At 76.3% G+C, this 15684-nt stretch carries 11 protein-coding genes and 1 pseudogene; 3 read left to right on the top strand and 9 right to left on the bottom strand.

All coding sequences use genetic code 11. The features are described 5' to 3' along the window. Window positions 1-36: 36 nt before the first annotated feature. Window positions 37-3441: a PD-(D/E)XK nuclease family protein gene (locus ACH9D2_RS17360; RefSeq protein ID WP_396364076.1), complete on the bottom strand. Its 3405-nt coding sequence runs from the start codon at window positions 3439-3441 to the stop codon at window positions 37-39. 135 nt (window positions 3442-3576) lie between these two features. Between ACH9D2_RS17360 and ACH9D2_RS17355 the strand changes: the two genes are divergently transcribed. Further along, window positions 3577-4431 (top strand): 3'-5' exonuclease, encoded by an 855-nt coding sequence (locus ACH9D2_RS17355; protein ID WP_396364075.1) that lies wholly within the window; start codon window positions 3577-3579, stop codon window positions 4429-4431. 31 nt (window positions 4432-4462) lie between these two features. Here ACH9D2_RS17355 and hemL read toward each other — a convergent pair whose 3' ends face one another. The 8 genes and pseudogenes from hemL to hemE all read right to left on the bottom strand — a co-directional run bounded on the left by hemL (window position 4463) and on the right by hemE (window position 13515). Continuing rightward, entirely contained in the window at window positions 4463-5779 is a 1317-nt protein-coding gene (gene hemL, locus ACH9D2_RS17350) for a glutamate-1-semialdehyde 2,1-aminomutase (RefSeq protein ID WP_396364074.1), read from the bottom strand. Window positions 5780-5832: 53 nt separating this feature from the next. After that, window positions 5833-6843 carry a porphobilinogen synthase gene (gene hemB / locus ACH9D2_RS17345; protein WP_396364102.1) on the bottom strand — a complete coding sequence of 337 codons (1011 nt, stop codon included), beginning with the start codon at window positions 6841-6843 and terminating at the stop codon, window positions 5833-5835. Window positions 6844-7020: 177 nt separating this feature from the next. Continuing rightward, window positions 7021-7752 (bottom strand): annotated as a pseudogene (locus ACH9D2_RS17340) (uroporphyrinogen-III synthase); the annotation flags it as partial. A gap of 107 nt (window positions 7753-7859) precedes the next feature. Beyond that, window positions 7860-8816: a hydroxymethylbilane synthase gene (gene hemC / locus ACH9D2_RS17335; RefSeq protein ID WP_396364073.1), complete on the bottom strand. Its 957-nt coding sequence runs from the start codon at window positions 8814-8816 to the stop codon at window positions 7860-7862. Further along, window positions 8813-10021, bottom strand: a complete 1209-nt coding sequence (locus ACH9D2_RS17330) for a ferrochelatase (RefSeq protein ID WP_396364072.1) — start codon at window positions 10019-10021, stop codon at window positions 8813-8815. The genes hemC and ACH9D2_RS17330 overlap by 4 nt, the downstream gene beginning before the upstream one ends. After that, entirely contained in the window at window positions 10018-10770 is a 753-nt protein-coding gene (hemQ, locus tag ACH9D2_RS17325; protein ID WP_396364071.1) for a hydrogen peroxide-dependent heme synthase, read from the bottom strand. The genes ACH9D2_RS17330 and hemQ overlap by 4 nt, the downstream gene beginning before the upstream one ends. A 4-nt stretch (window positions 10771-10774) precedes the next feature. Beyond that, window positions 10775-12313, bottom strand: coding sequence for a protoporphyrinogen oxidase (hemG, locus tag ACH9D2_RS17320; RefSeq protein ID WP_396364070.1), 1539 nt, complete (start codon window positions 12311-12313; stop codon window positions 10775-10777). Continuing rightward, window positions 12310-13515, bottom strand: a complete 1206-nt coding sequence (hemE, locus tag ACH9D2_RS17315) for a uroporphyrinogen decarboxylase (RefSeq protein WP_396364069.1) — start codon at window positions 13513-13515, stop codon at window positions 12310-12312. The genes hemG and hemE overlap by 4 nt, the downstream gene beginning before the upstream one ends. A gap of 146 nt (window positions 13516-13661) precedes the next feature. On the opposite strand from hemE, the gene ACH9D2_RS17310 reads away from it, so the two are divergent. Next, entirely contained in the window at window positions 13662-14987 is a 1326-nt protein-coding gene (locus ACH9D2_RS17310; protein WP_396364068.1) for a glutamyl-tRNA reductase, read from the top strand. A gap of 50 nt (window positions 14988-15037) precedes the next feature. Continuing rightward, a complete protein-coding gene (locus tag ACH9D2_RS17305; protein ID WP_396364067.1) occupies window positions 15038-15655 on the top strand; it encodes a TetR/AcrR family transcriptional regulator in 618 nt (205 codons plus the stop codon). Window positions 15656-15684 lie beyond the last annotated feature (29 nt).

The following is a 15684-nucleotide window of genomic DNA, read 5'->3' as shown; positions in this document are numbered from 1 at the left end:
CCTGCTGTCCGGGGGGAACGAGGGCGGGGTCGGTCCTCATGGTTCGCTCACCTGCCGTCCCTCGGCGCACAGCGGGCAGATCTGCGGCAGCTTGCACCCGTGCCCGTTGAAGCCGCCCTCGGCCTGGTCGTGGCGGGCGGTGAACCGTTCCCCGGCCACGAGCTCCGCGGCCCGGGTGATCAGCTCCCGGGCCCAGGTGGCGTCCGGGTCGAGGGGGTCCTGCTGCTGCACGGAGGGGGACTTGGCCCGGGTGCCGAGCTGGACGAGCAGGGCGCCGCCGGAGAGCTCCGTCACGGTGCCGCCGGGCAGCTCGAGGACGGCTTCGTCCTCGCCCGCGACCATGGCCGTGCCCGCCCCCGCCGTCAGCGCCACCTGGTAGGCCGCCAGCTGGGGGTGCTCGGCGATCTTGGCCCCGGCCGGCTGGTTCCGTCCCGTCTTGAGGTCGACGACGACGTAGCGGCCCTGTTCGTCGAGCTCCAGGCGGTCCACGCGGCCCCGGAGCAGGGCGTCGCGCGCCCGCCCCTGGACGAGCACGCTGAAGGCCCCCTCCACGGAGGCCAGCCGGCGGCCGTGCTTGCCGCGGGCGTCCAGGACGTACTGGGCGAACTTGCGCAGCATCTGCCGGGCCCGCTCGAGCTGGACCGCGGACTCCCAGGTGTCCGGCAGCCCCAGCGTGGGCCAGCGGCGCTCGAGCTCGGCGACGAGCTCGGAGCCCGACGCCTCCGGCAGCTCCTCGGCGATGGCGTGCACGAGCGAGCCGAGGCTGCGGCTGAGGTCGGTGGCGGCCTCGGCCCGCGAGGCGGACACGAACCAGTCGAGCGGGGACCGGTGGATGGTCTCGATCCGGGACGGGGAGACGGGCACGGGGACACCGTCGTCGAAGACGGGCGCCGTGCTCGAGAGCTCCGCCGCGCCCCACCAGGTGTCGGGGTGGGCCCCGGGCACCGGGCGCGGGGAGGCCGCGATGCGGTGGAGCAGCCGGGCCGCGGCCTCCGAGCGCACCGGGTCCTCCTCGTGCAGCTGGACCCACTGCCGCAGTTCGGCCACGAGGGCGCGCAGCGTCATGGGCCGCGGGGCGTCCACGACGGCCCGGGCGCCGTCCCCGGGGCGGGACCCCGGGGGGTCGACGAGGTCCAGGAACTCCGAGGGCTGCTCGTCCTCGCCGGAGGCCGCCGTGACCACGAGCGTCCCGCAGCTGCGGGAGACCGCGGCGGAGAAGGAGCGCAGCTCGTCGTGGCGGACCTCTCTCATCCGGGTCACCGGGGTGACCCGTGCGGCCTGCTCGACGCCGAGGTCGAGCGCGTCCGTGAGCAGGTCCGCGCCCAGCAGCTGCCCGCGCAGGCGGGTGTTGGGCCACACGCCCTCCTGCACGCCGGCGACGAAGACCACCGGCCACTGCCGGCCCGCGGCCGTGGCCGGCGTCATGATCTCGACCGTCTCGTCGGTCGGGGCGCGGGCGGCCAGGGTGTCCATGGGCAGGTCCTGGTTGTCGATGTAGTCCAGGAACTGGGCGGGGCTCGCACCGGGCAGGTGGTCGACGTACCGCTCCGCCGACTCGAACAGGCCCACCACGGCGTCGAGGTCCCGGTCGGCCCGCTCGCCCGCCGGGCCGCCCTCCAGCGCGCGGCGCCGCCAGGACTCGGCGACCCCAGCCGCCTCCCACAGCGCCCACAGGACGGTCTCGGCCGTGGCGCCCTCCTCCCGGAGGGCACGGGTCCCGGCCGAGAGCATCCGGGCGATCCTGCGGGCCGGCACGGAGCGCACCCCGGCGGCGTCGAGCGCCCCCGGGGCCACGAGGGCCTCCACGAGCAGGTCGTCGCTGGTGCGGAGGCCGCCCGCGGCCAGCTCCTCCGCCCGGAGCCGCTGGCGCAGCCGGCGGACGTCCATCGGGGAGGCGTTGCCGACCCGCGAGGACAGGAGGTCGACGGCCGCCTGGACAGTGAGGGAGCCGAAGTGCCCGTCCTCCCCCGCGTCCCCGGACGCCGCGGCCGCCTCGGTCACGATGCGCAGAGCGCCCAGCAGGGGGCGCACCGCCGGTTCGTCCCGCACCGGAGTCTCCGCGGCGGAGGTGCTGACGGGCACGCCCAGGGCGGAGAGCTGCCGCTCGAGGCCCTCCAGGTAGCGGCCGTTGCGCACGACCACGGCCATGTCCGCCAGCGGGACACCGTGCACCAGGTGGCGCTCGAGGACCTGGTGGGCGATCCAGCGGGCCTCGTGCAGGGGCGACGAGAGCACCACGGTGGTGACCTCCCCCGTCGCCGCGCCGTCTCCGGCACCGTCGTCCGGCGCGCCCTCCGGCGCGCCCTCCACCGCGGCGTCCTCGGCGGACAGGAGGCGGCGGGGGTGCCGGGCCCCGGCGACGGCGGGGATCCGCTCGGCCACGCGCTGCCACACCTCCGCGACGGCGGCGGGCATCCGCCGGCTCGTGCCCAGCAGGTGCCGCCGGAGGGGCCGTGCGGGCTCGCCGAGCCGGTCGTCGAGGGTGCGCAGCAGGTCGGGCCGGGCCCCGCGGAAGCCCTGGACCACGGTGTCCGTGCAGACGGTCAGCACGGTGTCCCGTCCCCGGCACAGCACGGCGAGCAGCCGGTGGATCGAGGGTGTCGCCTCGTGCAGGTCGTCCACGAGCACGAGGTCGAGGCGCTCCTGCTCGGCCCGCAGGAACTCGGGCTGCTCCTCGAGGAGCCGCGCGGCCTCGGTCACGAGGACCGCGGGGTCGTAGGACTCCGGCATCCGCAGCCGGCGCACGGCCTGGTACTCGGCGCGCACCGTGGCGGCCGCCGCCCAGTCCGGGCGCTCCAGGCGGCGGGCGAGGACGCGGAGGTCCTCGGGCGCGAGGTCGTACTCGGACATCCGGTCGAAGAGCTCACGCACCTCCTGGCGGAAGCCACGGGTGCCCAGGGCCTCCCGGAGGTCCGGCGGCCACACGACGGCGGCTCCGAACCCCGCGGCGTGCCCGGCCATGAGCTCGCCGATGAGCACGTCCTGCTCCGGGCCGGACAGCAGCTTGGGGCCGTGCGCGACCCCCGGGAGCAGTCCCTCGTTCTGGGCCCGCCGGAGGAGGTCGAAGGCGTAGGACTGCCAGGCGCGCACCGGCGGGGAGCTCATGGTGGCCGCGACCGCGGCCGTGAGGTCGTCCCGCAGCCGGGCGGCCGAGAGCCGGGACGGCGTGAGCACGAGCAGCCGGTCCGGGTCGAGGCCGCCGCCGATCCGGCGCGCCGCCAGCTCCACGAGCACCCGGGTCCGCCCGGTCCCGGGTCCGCCCAGCACGAGCCGGGGGCCGCACCCGGCCGCGAGCCCGGCGATCTCCTCCTGCTCGGGGCTCGGCCGCCACGCGGTGCGCTCCGCCGCGGAGCCGTGCGGGGGCACGAGGTTCCAGCGCACCGGTCCGGCCCCGGGCACGACGGAGCTCGTGGCGGGGGTGCTGTCCTCGGAGTGCCGCATGGGTCTCATCACATCACGGGACACCGACGGCCTAAGCCCTCCGCGTCCGTGCGTCCCGCACGGTGCCGGTCCGCGTCCCGGGGACGCGGACCGGGCGTGCGTGCCGGGTCGGAGGCGGCCGGTACGGTGGGAGCCATGTCCTCGCCCTCAGGCCCCGCCGGCCCCACCGACCAGCTGCCCCTGTTCGACGCCGCCCCGCTGCGCGCGCCGCGGACCGGTCCTCCCGCGCCGGACGACGCCGCGGCGCAGGACGTGCTCTTCGACCTCGAGGAGTCCTCCGAGGTCCCGGACGGGGGTCCCGCGTGGACCGAGGGTCCGCGCGCCTCGTTCGACCTCGAGACGACCGGCCGCGACCCGCACACGGCCCGCATCGTCACGGCCTCCGTGGTGCGCACCGACGCCGCGGGCGCCGTGACGGACGAGTGGGAGTGGCTGGCGGACCCGGGGGTCGAGATCCCCGAGGAGGCCGCCGCCGTGCACGGGGTGAGCACCGACCGGGCCCGCGCCGAGGGACGGCCCGCCGCGGAGGTGGTCGCGGAGATCGCCGGCGTCCTGGACGCCCTCTTCGCCGCGGGCACGCCCGTGCTGGTGTTCAACGCCTCCTACGACTTCACGGTCCTCGCCCACGAGGGCCGGCGCCACGGGGTCGAGGTGCCGCAGCCCTTCCCGGTGCTGGACCCCTACGTGCTCAACAAGCAGGTGCACCGGTACCGGCGCGGCAAGCGCACCCTCGGGGCGCTGTGCGAGGAGTACGGCGTCGAGCTCACCGCGGCGCACACCTCGGCGGCGGACTCCGTCGCCACGGAACGGCTCGCGGTGCTGATGGCCCGCCGCTTCCCGGAGCTGGTCCGCCCCGCCGCCGCGCTGCACGCCGACCAGATCGGGTGGGCCGCCGAGCAGGCCGCGAGCCTCCAGGAGTACTTCCGCCGGACCCGGCCGGACGCCGTGGTCGACGGCGCCTGGCCGCTCCGCCGCCCCGAGGACGCCTGAGCGCTCCCCGGGACGGCGGTGCGGCCCGGGGTCAGGCCGCCGGCCGGGCCTCGGCGGCCGCGCGGGCCGCGGCCGGCAGGGCGGAGACGATCCGGTCCATCGCGGCGTCGTCGTGCGCGGCGGAGAGGAACCACGCCTCGAACACCGACGGGGGCAGGTAGACGCCCTGGTCGAGCATCGCGTGGAAGAACGCCGGGTAGCGGAACGTCTCCTGCGCCTTCGCCTGCGCGTAGTCGTGCACACCGGTGGCGGAGGTGCCGAAGGCCACCGAGAACAGGCTGCCGGCCGACTGGATCGAGTGGTCGACCCCGGCCTCCGTGAGCGCGGCGCGCACCGCCTCCTGGAGCTGCGCCGAGCGCCGGTCGACGGTCTGGTAGGCGATCCGGTCCGCGGTGCGCAGGGTCGCCGCCCCCGCCGCCATCGCCACCGGGTTCCCCGACAGGGTCCCGGCCTGGTAGACGGGCCCCAGGGGCGCCAGGTGGTTCATGACCTCGGCCCGTCCGCCCACGCCGGCGACCGGCAGGCCGCCGCCGATGACCTTGCCGAACATGAACAGGTCGGGCTCCCAGCCGTCCTCGCCGGCGGCCGTGAGGCCCCAGTACCCGGCCTCGTGCACGCGGAAGCCGGTCAGGACCTCGTCGAAGACCATCAGGGCCCCGTGCTCGCGGGTGATCCGGCGCAGCCCCGCGTTGAAGCCCTCGCCGGGGGTGACCACGCCCATGTTGGCGGGCGCGCCCTCGGTGATGACGGCCGCGATCCGGCCCGGGTGGGCGGCGAAGGCCTCCTCCACGGCGGCGAGGTCGTTGTAGGGCAGCACCAGGGTCTCGGCCGCGGTGGCCGCGGTGACCCCGGCGGAGCCGGGCAGGGCGAGGGTCGCGACGCCGGAGCCGGCCTCCGACAGCAGGGAGTCCACGTGCCCGTGGTAGCACCCGGCGAACTTCACGACGAGGTCCCGGCCGGTCACGCCGCGCGCCAGGCGGATCGCGGTCATGGCCGCCTCGGTGCCGGTCGAGACCATGCGCAGCTCGTCGATCGCGCCGACCCGGTCGACCACGAGCTCGGCCAGCTCGGTCTCCCCGCGCGTCGTCGCCCCGAAGGACAGGCCGCGCTCCACGGCCTCGTGCACGGCCTCGATGACGGCCGGGTGGGAGTGCCCGACGAGGGCGGGCCCCCACGAGCTGACGAGGTCGACGTACTCGCGGCCGTCGGCGTCGGTGAGGTACGGCCCCTTGGCCGCGGTGATGAAGGGCGGGGTGCCGCCCACGGACGCGAAGGCGCGCACCGGGGAGTTGACCCCGCCGGGCATGACCTTGCGCGCGCGGTCGAAGAGTTCCTGGGAAACGCTCATGGGTTCTGTCTGCTTCCTTCCGCCGGGGGTGCCGGCTCGGGGGACGGTGGGGGTCAGGAGAGGCCGTTCTCGTCGCGGAACCAGTCCGCGAGCTCGACGGCGAAGTAGGTGAGCACGGAGTCGGCGCCCGCGCGGCGGATGGACAGCACGGACTCCTGGACCGCGGCCTTCCGGTCGATCCAGCCGTTGGCGGCGGCGGCCTCGATCATGGCGTACTCGCCGGAGATCTGGTACGCGGAGACGGGCACCGGGGAGACCTCGGCCACGTCGCGGAGGATGTCGAGGTAGCTCATGGCCGGTTTGACCATGACCATGTCGGCGCCCTCGTCCAGGTCCAGCTGCAGCTCGTACAGCGCCTCCCGGCGGTTGGCGGGGTCCATCTGGTAGGTGCGGCGGTCGCCCTGGAGCTGGGAGTCCACGGCCTCCCGGAACGGGCCGTAGAACGCGGAGGAGTACTTCGCGGAGTAGGCCAGGACGGCGACGCCGGAGTGCCCGGCCTCGTCCAGGGCGGCGCGGATCACGCCGACCTGGCCGTCCATCATGCCGGAGGGGCCGAGCACGTGGGCGCCCGCCTCGGCCTGGGCCACGGCCATCCGGCCGTAGATCTCCAGCGTCGCGTCGTTGTCCACGGTCCCGTCGTCCGCCAGGACGCCGCAGTGGCCGTGGTCGGTGAACTCGTCCAGGCACAGGTCGGCCATGACCACGAGGTCGTCGCCGACCTCGGCGCGGACGGCGCGCAGCGCCCGGTTCAGGATCCCCTCGGGGTCGCACCCGGCACTTCCCTCGGGGTCGCGCTCGGCGGGCACGCCGAAGACCATGAAGCCGCCGAGGCCCTTGGCCGCCGCCTCGGCGGCGGCGCGCCGGAGGGAGTCCATGGAGTGCTGGACGACCCCCGGCATGGAGCCGAGCGGGGCGGGCTCGGCGAGGCCCTCCCGGACGAACACGGGCAGGATGAGGTCGGACGGGTGGACCCTGGTCTGCGCGGCGAGACGGCGCACGGCCGGGGTGGTGCGCAGGCGGCGCGGGCGGGAGACCAGGTCGTAGCGCGGGGGTCGGTGGGTCACGGAGTTCGTCTCCTCGGTCGTCGGGATCGGTGTCGTCGGTGCAGGTGGGGCCGGGCTCGGCCCGGCCGGTGAGGTGGGGACCGGCACGGTCGGCGCGGGTTCCGCCGGAGCGGCGCTGGCCGCCGGGCCCTGATCCGCGAGGGCCCGGGCGAGGGCGTCGCGGATCCCCTGCGGCGTGGGCAGGGCCGCGGCCACGGACGGCAGGCCGCGCTCGGCGGCGGCGCGGCGCGTCGGCTCGCCGATGGCCACGAGGACGGTGCTCGCCAGGACGGCGGGGTCGTCGCCGGCGAGCTCGGCGAGGTGGGACGGCGCCGTGAGGACCACGGCGTCGACCTCGCCCGCGGCCAGGGCCGTCAGCAGGTCCGTCCGGTGGAGCTCCTCCACGTCGTCGTCCGGGGCCGGCCGCACGAGGGGCGCGGGGGCCGGCCAGGGCACGGTCTCGTAGGCCGTGGCCGTCAGGACGCGGTACCCCCGGGCGGTCAGGCCGGACGCGAGGGCGGGCCGCGCCCGCGCGGAGAGCGGCAGCAGGACCGTGCCGGGCGCGCGCTCCGGCGGCCAGTCGGCAAGCAGCCCGGCGGCCGAGTGCGCGCTGCCGGGCACCAGGTCGGGCGCCAGTCCGGCCGCCGCGAGCGCCGCGGCCGTGGCGTCCCCCACCGCGGCGACGCGCAGACCGGCCCGCCGTGCGGCCGCGAACCGGTCGCCGAGCGCGGCACCGGCAGGGTCCCCGGCCACGGCTCGCAGCGCCCGGACCGTGTTCACCGAGGTCACCGCCAGCCAGGACCGTGCGGCGGACCCCGGGTCCGCAGCACGGTCCAGGAGGGCGCTCACGGGGCCGGTGTCGCGGGGCAGGGTGGCCGCGAGCAGCGGGGCGAGCCGGACCCGCGCCCCGTGCCCGCGCAGCAGCTCCACGAGTTCCCGGGCCCGGTCCGCGGATCGGGTGACGACGACCCTGGCGCCGCGCAGGGCGGCGGCGGGGTCGCCGGAGCGGTCGGCGGGGCCGGTGGGCGGCACGGGGCTCAGAGCGTCAACCGGGCCAGTCGGCCGGCGCCGTCGGCGAGCAGCTCGTCGCCCAGCCGGAAGCCGAGGCCTCGGGCGGCGTCGGCGCCGCCCTCCGCGGTGCGTCCGCTGCGGCGCATGAGCCGGCTGCCGTCCGGGTCGGCCACGACGACGTCGAGCACGAGCTCGCCGCCCTCGATCCGCCCGAAGGTTCCCACCGGCGCCGCGCACCCGGCCTCGAGCCGGGTCAGCAGCGCCCGCTCGGCGGTCACGGCCATGCGGGTCTCGGCGTGGTCCACCGCGGCGAGGCCGGCGGCGAGCGGGGCGTCGCCGGAGGCGTCCTCGGTGCGGCACTCCAGGGCCAGGGCGCCCTGGCCGGGTGCGGGGAGCATGACGGACGGGTCGATGAGCTCGGTGATCGCGTCCTCCAGCCCGAGCCGCCGGAGACCGGAGGCGGCGAGCACCACGGCGTCGAGGTCGCCGGGGGCCACCCGCCCCAGCCGGGTGCCCACGTTGCCGCGGATGTCGACGATCCCCAGGTCCGGGCGCGCCGCGCGCAGCTGTGCCGCGCGGCGCGGGGAGCCGGTGCCGACCTTCGCCCCGGCGGGCAGCCCGGACAGGGTCAGCCCGTCGCGGGCGCACAGGGCGTCCCGGGGGTCCTCCCGCACCGGCACCGCGGCGACCTCGAGGCCCGGCACGGGTGCGGTGGGCAGATCCTTGAGGGAGTGCACGGCCAGGTCCACGGAGCCGGCCAGCAGCGCGGCCCGCAGCGCCGTGGCGAAGACCCCGGTGCCTCCCATCTGGGACAGGGGCCCGGTGAGCACGTCGCCCTCGGTGCGGATCGTGACGAGCTCCGGCTCCAGCCCGCACGCCGCCGCGACGGCTCGGGCCGCCGTGGTGGTCTGGGTGAGCGCGAGCCGGGAGCCGCGGGTCCCGACCCGGAACGCCGGGAGCCCCGGCTCGTTCGTGGCCGTCACGCGTACCGCACCTCCCCGGCCTCGTCGAGGTCGACCGGGAGGGGCTCGCCGTGCGGGCGCTGGGCGATCGTCGGGCGGGGCCCGGTGGCGCCGCGCAGCACCTTGACGCAGCAGTCCGGGGCACAGTCGTCGAACCACGTGCCCTGGGCGCAGGCCGAGACCCGGGGTGGGGCGGTGCGCCCGGCGATCCGCTGCTCCACGAGGTCCGCGAGCCCGGTCACGAACTCCGGGTGCGTCCCGGCGGTGGGGGTTCGCACGGCCGGCAGGCCGAGCCGCTCGCAGGTCTCGAGGGCCTCGGTGTCGAGGTCCCACTTGACCTCCATGTGGTCGGAGACGAAGCCCAGCGGCACGAGGACCACGCCGGCGACGCCGCGCGCGGCGACCTCCTCGAGCGCGTCGTTGACGTCGGGCTCGAGCCACGGCACCTGCGGGGGTCCGGAGCGGGACTGGTAGACGAGGTCCCAGGTGTGGTCCCCGAGCTCCTCGGGCCCCACGCGCTCCAGCACGGTCCGCGCCACGGCCAGGTGCTGGGCGACGTAGGCGGAGTTCTCCTCGAAGTCCATCCGCGCCGGCCCGGAGGCCTCGGCGTCGGTCGTGGGGATGGAGTGGGTGCAGAACAGGACCGCGATCCTGCCGCCGTCGGCGCCGAGCCGCCCGCGCACCTGCGCGAGGCCCTCCCGGAGGCCCTCGACGAAGGGCTGCACGAAGCCATCGGAGTCGTAGTACTGGTGGACCTTGTCGACCTGCATCTCGCCCGTGAGGCCGAGCTCCTCGAGCGCCACGCCGTAGTCCTCGCGGTACTGGCGGCAGCCGGAGTAGCTGGAGTAGGCGCTGGTGGCGAGCACCAGGAGCCTGCGCATCCCGCGGGCGTGGCACTCCCGCAGCACGTCCGTCACGTAGGGCGCCCAGTTGCGGTTGGCCCACAGCACGGGCACGCTCAGGCCCCGGCCGAGCAGCTCGGCCTCGAGGGCGGAGCGCAGCGCCCGGTTCTGGGCGTTGATGGGGCTCACGCCGCCGTTGGCCCGGTAGTGGGTGGCGACCTCCTCGAGCCGCTCGTCGGGGATGCCGCGGCCCCGCGTGACGTTGCGCAGGAACGGCAGGACGTCGTCCTGCCCCTCGGGTCCTCCGAAGGACGAGAGGACGACGGCGTCGTAGTGCTCGGGGGCGTGCGCCCGGGCCCGCGACAGGGCGTTCTCCCCGCTCACCGGAGCACCTCCGCGAGCTCCTCGGCGCCGATCCGGCGGCCCGTGTAGAACGGCGTCTCCTCGCGCACGTGCAGCCGGGCCTCCGTGTTGCGGAAGGCCCGCATGACGTCGACGAGGTCCACCAGCTCGGGGGCCTCCAGCGCGAGCAGCCACTCGTAGTCGTTGAGCCCGAAGCACGCGATGGTGTTGGCGAGGACCTGCGGGTAGTCGCGCGCGGCCATGCCGTGGTTGCGCAGCATCTCGGCGCGGCGCTGGGGATTCATGTAGTACCACTCGTAGGAGCGCACGAACGGGTAGACGCAGACCCAGTCCTCCGGCGCGAGGCCGCGGGCGAAGGACGGCGAGTGGTTCCGGGTGAACTCGGCGTCCCGGTGGACCCCCATCGCGTTCCAGACCTGCCCGGTGTCCGCCAGCAGCTCCGTGCGGCGCAGCCGGCGGACCGCGGACTGGAGCACCTGCGGGTCGTCGCCGTGCAACCACGTGAGGACGTCGGCGTCCTCGCGCATCCCCGAGACGTCGTAGACGCCGCGCAGCGTCACGCCCTCGGCCGCGAGCTGCTCGACCACGCCGTCGAACTCGGCGGCCGCCGAGGCGTCGTCGCCGGCCGTGCGGGCCTCGGCGCCGCCGGCGGGGCGGGCGAACACGGACCAGACGGCCCAGTGCAGCTGCTCGGCGCCCCCGTCCTCCGTCGGCTCGGGGCCGGCGGCCGGCCGGCCGCCGTTCTCCTGGGAGCTGGTGTCGTGGGACAAGGCGTCAGTCCTTTCGTCGGGTGCTGGTCGGTGGGGTCCGTACCGGCCCGGGGGCGGCCGGCGCGGCGCGGTCCGCGACGCCCGCCTCGGCGAGCAGGGCGCGGACCTGGGATCGGGTGTCGGCGACGACGGAGGCGAGGCCCGTGCCCGCGAGCCACCCGCCGACGGCGACGGCGTCGGGCAGCACGGCGAGCGCCCGCCGGAAGTCGGCGACGCGCCGGGCGTGCCCGACGCCGGCGCGGGGCAGCGCGGAGCGCCAGCGCACGATGTCCGCGCCGACGAGCTGGCCGGGGCGCAGGGGCATCCCCATGAGGGTCGAGGCGTCGGAGAGCGCCAGGCGGATGAGCTGGTCGTCGGGCAGGGCCACCTCCGGCGGGACGGCGTCGGCGTCGGTCTGGGCGCGGCCGTAGGAGAGCCGCAGCACGTGCCGTCCGGGTCCGGCGGCCTCCCGCACCCAGTCCCACTTGGCGCTGGCGTGGGTGAGGGCCTTGGCGCGCACGCCGCGGGCGTCCTCGCTCACGAGCAGGCCGGTGCCCCGGGGTGCGCCGTCGAGGCGCGGTTCCTCGACCACGAGCGTGGCCAGGGCCACCTGCGGCCCGGCCTGGGGGGCGAAGCGCTGGAGCCCGTCCTCGTGGCCGGCGAGGAGACGGACCGCGGTCGTGCCGTCGGTGGCCATCACGAGCAGCTCGCCCCGCGCCACGGCGGTCTTGTGGCCGTGGCGCGGCTGGCGCTGGATGACCATCCAGCCCTCGCGCCGGGGGTCGCGGTCGAGGGCGATGACGTCGTAGCCGGTGACGAGCTTCACGCCCGCCCGCTCGAGGTCGTGCACGAGCGTCTCGGACAGGGCGTTCATGCCGCCGCGCAGCCCCGCCACGTTCGCCCCCGCGGGCGCGGCGCGGCGCAGCGCGCCCGCCGCGGCGCCGAGGGAGCCGTGCTCGCGCAGGGCCCGGCGCAGTCCGGGGGCCACGGCGTCGACGTCGAGGTCGTCGGGGTGGGCGGAGTGGACGCCCGTGGCGAACGGCGCCACGAGCCGGTCGACCACCCGATCCCCCATCCGGGCCCGGACGAGGCCGCCGAGGGAGCGCTCGGTCATGCCGACGAATGCCGGCAGCCTGCGGTCGAGACCGGCGCGCAGCATGCCGGCCCGGCCGAGGGCCGCGCGCAGCCGGGGGGCGGTGGGGTCCGCGGGGATGCCCAGGATCCCGGAGTCGGGCGCGGGCACGGCGCCCTCCGGCAGGAACAGCCACGAGCCGGAACGGTTGGGGTGCACCACGCGCCCGCCGAGCCCGAGCTCCTCCAGCAGATCGGGGACCGCGCGGGAGCGGGTCGCGAAGGACTCGGCGCCGGAGTCCAGCACGAGGCCCGCCACCTGGTGGGCGCCCACGGCTCCGCCGAGGTGGTCCTCGGCCTCGACCAGCGTGACGCGCAGACCGCGGGCGGCCAGGTCGCGCGCGGCCACGAGCCCGGAGACCCCTCCGCCCACCACGAGGGCGGAGCGGGGCGGGGTCCGCCGGGCGGGCGTGCCGTCCGGCTCCGCGCTCACGGCCGGCCACCGCCCGGGGACTGCTCCAGCGGCTGGCCGTGGACGAGGGACACGAGGTCGGTGAGCACCTGCGGGTCGGTCCCCGGCGGGACGCCGTGGCCCAGGTTGACGACGTGCCCCGGGGCCGAGGCCCCGCCGCGCAGCACCTCGCGCACGTGCTCGGCGAGCACGGGCCAGGGCGCGGCGAGCAGGGCCGGGTCGATGTTGCCCTGCAGCACGGTGGAGCCGCCGAGCCGCCGGTTGGCCTCGGCCAGGGGGATCCGGTAGTCCACGCCCACCGCGTCCGCGCCGGCGTCCCGCATCGCGACGAGGAGCTCGCCCGTGCCCGTCCCGAAGTGGACGCGGGGCACGGCGAGGTCCTCGACGGCGCGCAGCGCGGCCGCCGAGTGCTCCAGGACGTGGCCGGTGTAGTCGGCCAGGGACAGGGACCCCGCCCAGGAGTCGAAGAGCTGCACGGCCGAGGCCCCGGCCTCGACCTGGGCGCGCAGGAACGCGCCGGACGTCCGGGCCGCCCACTCGGCGAGCGCCCGCCACGTGCCCGGATCGGCGTGCATCATCGTGCGCGGCAGCAGGTGGTCCCGGGAGGGCCCGCCCTCGACCATGTAGGCGGCCACGGTGAACGGCGCCCCGGCGAAGCCGACCAGCGGGGTCGTGCCGAGCTCCGCGACGGTGCGGGCGACGGCCTCCCGGATGGGGTCGAGGGCCGCCTCGTCGAGCTCGGGGAGGGCGGCGACGTCGGCGGCCGTGCGCACGGGACGCTCCAGCACGGGCCCGCGGCCCGGGACGATCTCGACGTCCACCCCGGCCACGCGCATGGGCACCACGATGTCGGAGAAGAAGATGGCGGCGTCGACGTCGTGCCGGCGCACCGGCTGGAGCGTGATCTCGGCGGCCATCGCGGGGTCCAGGCAGGCGTCGAGCATCGCGGTGCCCTGGCGCAGGGACCGGTACTCCGGCAGCGACCGCCCCGCCTGCCGCATGAACCACACCGGGCGGCGGTCGGGCGCGCGGCCCGTGAGGGCCTGCAGCAGCGGGGCGTCCAGGGTGCCGGCGGTGCGCAGCGGATGGCCCTGCGGCAGCGCCCCGAGCGATCCGGTCAGGCGCCGGAAGGCCGCCGAGGGGTGGGTGCCGCCCGTGGAGTGCCCGGGAACGGCTGCGGTCGACGTGTCCGGCGTGCTCGCCGTCTCAGGGGTGGTAGGCATAGTGCTCCCATTGTGCCAAGGAACACCGACGTCGTTTACCGACGCAGCGTCACCCGGACCGGCACGGCCCACGGTGACGGACGTGAGCGGTCTCTCGGACGTCACCGAGGCGCGGATCCGCGGTGACCGTCTAGTATGAATGCACTGTGGTCCTCTTCGCACTCGTCGCCTCACACCAGAACGTCGATCTGAACACCGTTGCGCGTCTCAGCACCGGTGCGCTCGGGCTGTCCGAGGAGATGGTCCGCAGCGGCCCCCTCCGGGGCGCCGTGACCCTCTCGACGTGCAACCGGCTCGAGATCTACGGCGAGCTCGAGGACGTGCCGGGCGCCCCCTCCGGGGCGGCGCTGGACCGGCTGCGGGCCGAGCTCGCCGAGCAGATCGGCTCGCGTGCCGGGCTCGACCCCGAGTTCGTGGCCGGTTCCCTGCGGGCCTTCACCGACTCCGGCGCCGCGCGCCACCTGTTCACCGTGGTCTCCGGCCTGGAGTCCGCCGTGGTGGGCGAGCGCGAGATCACCGGACAGGTCCGGCGTGCCCTCAACGACGCCCAGCAGGCCGGGACGGTCTCCGGCACGCTCCTGCGGCTGTTCGAGGCCGCCGCCCGCACCGCCCGCCAGGTGGGCACGCAGACCGCCCTCGGCGAGCGGGGCCGTTCCATCGTCTCCGTGGCCCTGGACCTCGCCGACGACGTCACGACCGGCACCTGGCCCTCGCGCCGGGCCCTGGTGTTCGGCACGGGCGCCTACGCGGGTGCGACCATGGCCGCCCTCCGCGACCGTGGCTGCGCGGACATCGAGGTGTACTCGGCGTCGGGCCGGGCCGGGCAGTTCACGGAGAACCGCGGCGGCACGCCGGTGGGGGCCGAGGAGCTGGCCGCGGCCCTGGAGCGCGCCGACGTCGTCATCGGCTGCAGCGGCGGCTCCGCCCCCATGGGCGCCGCCTCGCTCCCCGCCGGGCCCCGCACCGTGGTCGACCTCGCTCTCACCCGGGACTTCGACCCCGCCGTGGCGGACCTGCCCGGCGTGGAGCTCATCACCCTGGAGTCGGTGCGCGTGGCCGCCCCCGACGAGACCCGGGAGTCCGTCGACGCCGCGAGCGGGATCGTCGAGCGCGCCGCCCAGGAGTTCGCGGCAAGCCAGGACGCGCGCGACATGGACGCTGCCATCGTGGCCCTGCGCAAGCACACCATGGCCGTCCTGGACGCCGAGCTCGAGAAGGTCACCTCCCACCACGGGTGCACCGCCGCGCAGGAGCAGATCGAGCTCGCGATGCGCCGCATGGTGCGGTCCCTCCTGCACACCCCCACCGTTCGCGCCCGCGAGCTCGCCGCGCAGGGCCGGCAGGACGAGTACATCACCGGCCTCGCGGCGCTGTACGGGATCGAGGTCCCCGCGCCCGCCGCGGAGCGGACCGCGCCTCCCGCGGCCGCGGCGCCGCCGGAGGTCACCCGCCGCCCCCAGGCAGCGGGGTAGGGCGGCATTCGTTCGGCCGGCACCGCCGGCCGGTTGAGGAGGAACGGTTCATGACTGAGACCAGGAGAGGCCGCCCCGCGCGCCTCCCGCGCGAGGCCCGCCGGCGGCAGCTGCTCGAGACGGCGCTGACCGTGTTCTCCTCGAACGGCTACCACGGGTCGTCCATGGACGACATCGCCGACGCCGCCCAGGTGAGCAAGCCCGTCCTCTACCAGCACTTCCCCGGCAAGCGTGAGCTCTACCTCGCCCTCGTGGACCACTACCTCCAGGAGCTCTCCCTCGGGCTCGTCTCGGCCCTGCAGGGCAGCGACGTCAACCGCGAACGGGTGGAGTCCATGCTGGACGTCTACTTCGGCTTCGTGGAGGCCAACCCGGAGGCCCACCGGCTGATCTTCGAGTCGGACCTGCTGGCGGACCCGGAGGTCGCGGAGCGCTTCGAGAACTTCCACCTGGCCGTGGCGGACTCGATCGCCGGGGTGCTCGGGCCCAACGCGGGGCTGAGCCATGCGCACGCCGTGCTCGTCTCCCGCTCCCTCACCGGCATGGCGCAGACCGCCGCGGTGCACTGGATCCGCAACCCGGGCACCGGCGGGCGGGCGGAGGCCCAGCGCCAGATCTTCCGTTTAGCTTGGGGCGGAATCTCGATCATCGACGAGGACTGGCAGTAGCTCCCTCCTAGACTGACCGGGACGCAGCC

The sequence above is a fragment of the Kocuria rhizosphaericola genome (genome assembly GCF_044462205.1).
Classification (GTDB): Bacteria; Actinomycetota; Actinomycetes; order Actinomycetales; family Micrococcaceae; genus Kocuria; species Kocuria rhizosphaericola.
The sequence above is the reverse complement of the archived record's forward strand: the minus strand, read 5'-3'. Positions and strand labels throughout refer to the sequence as shown.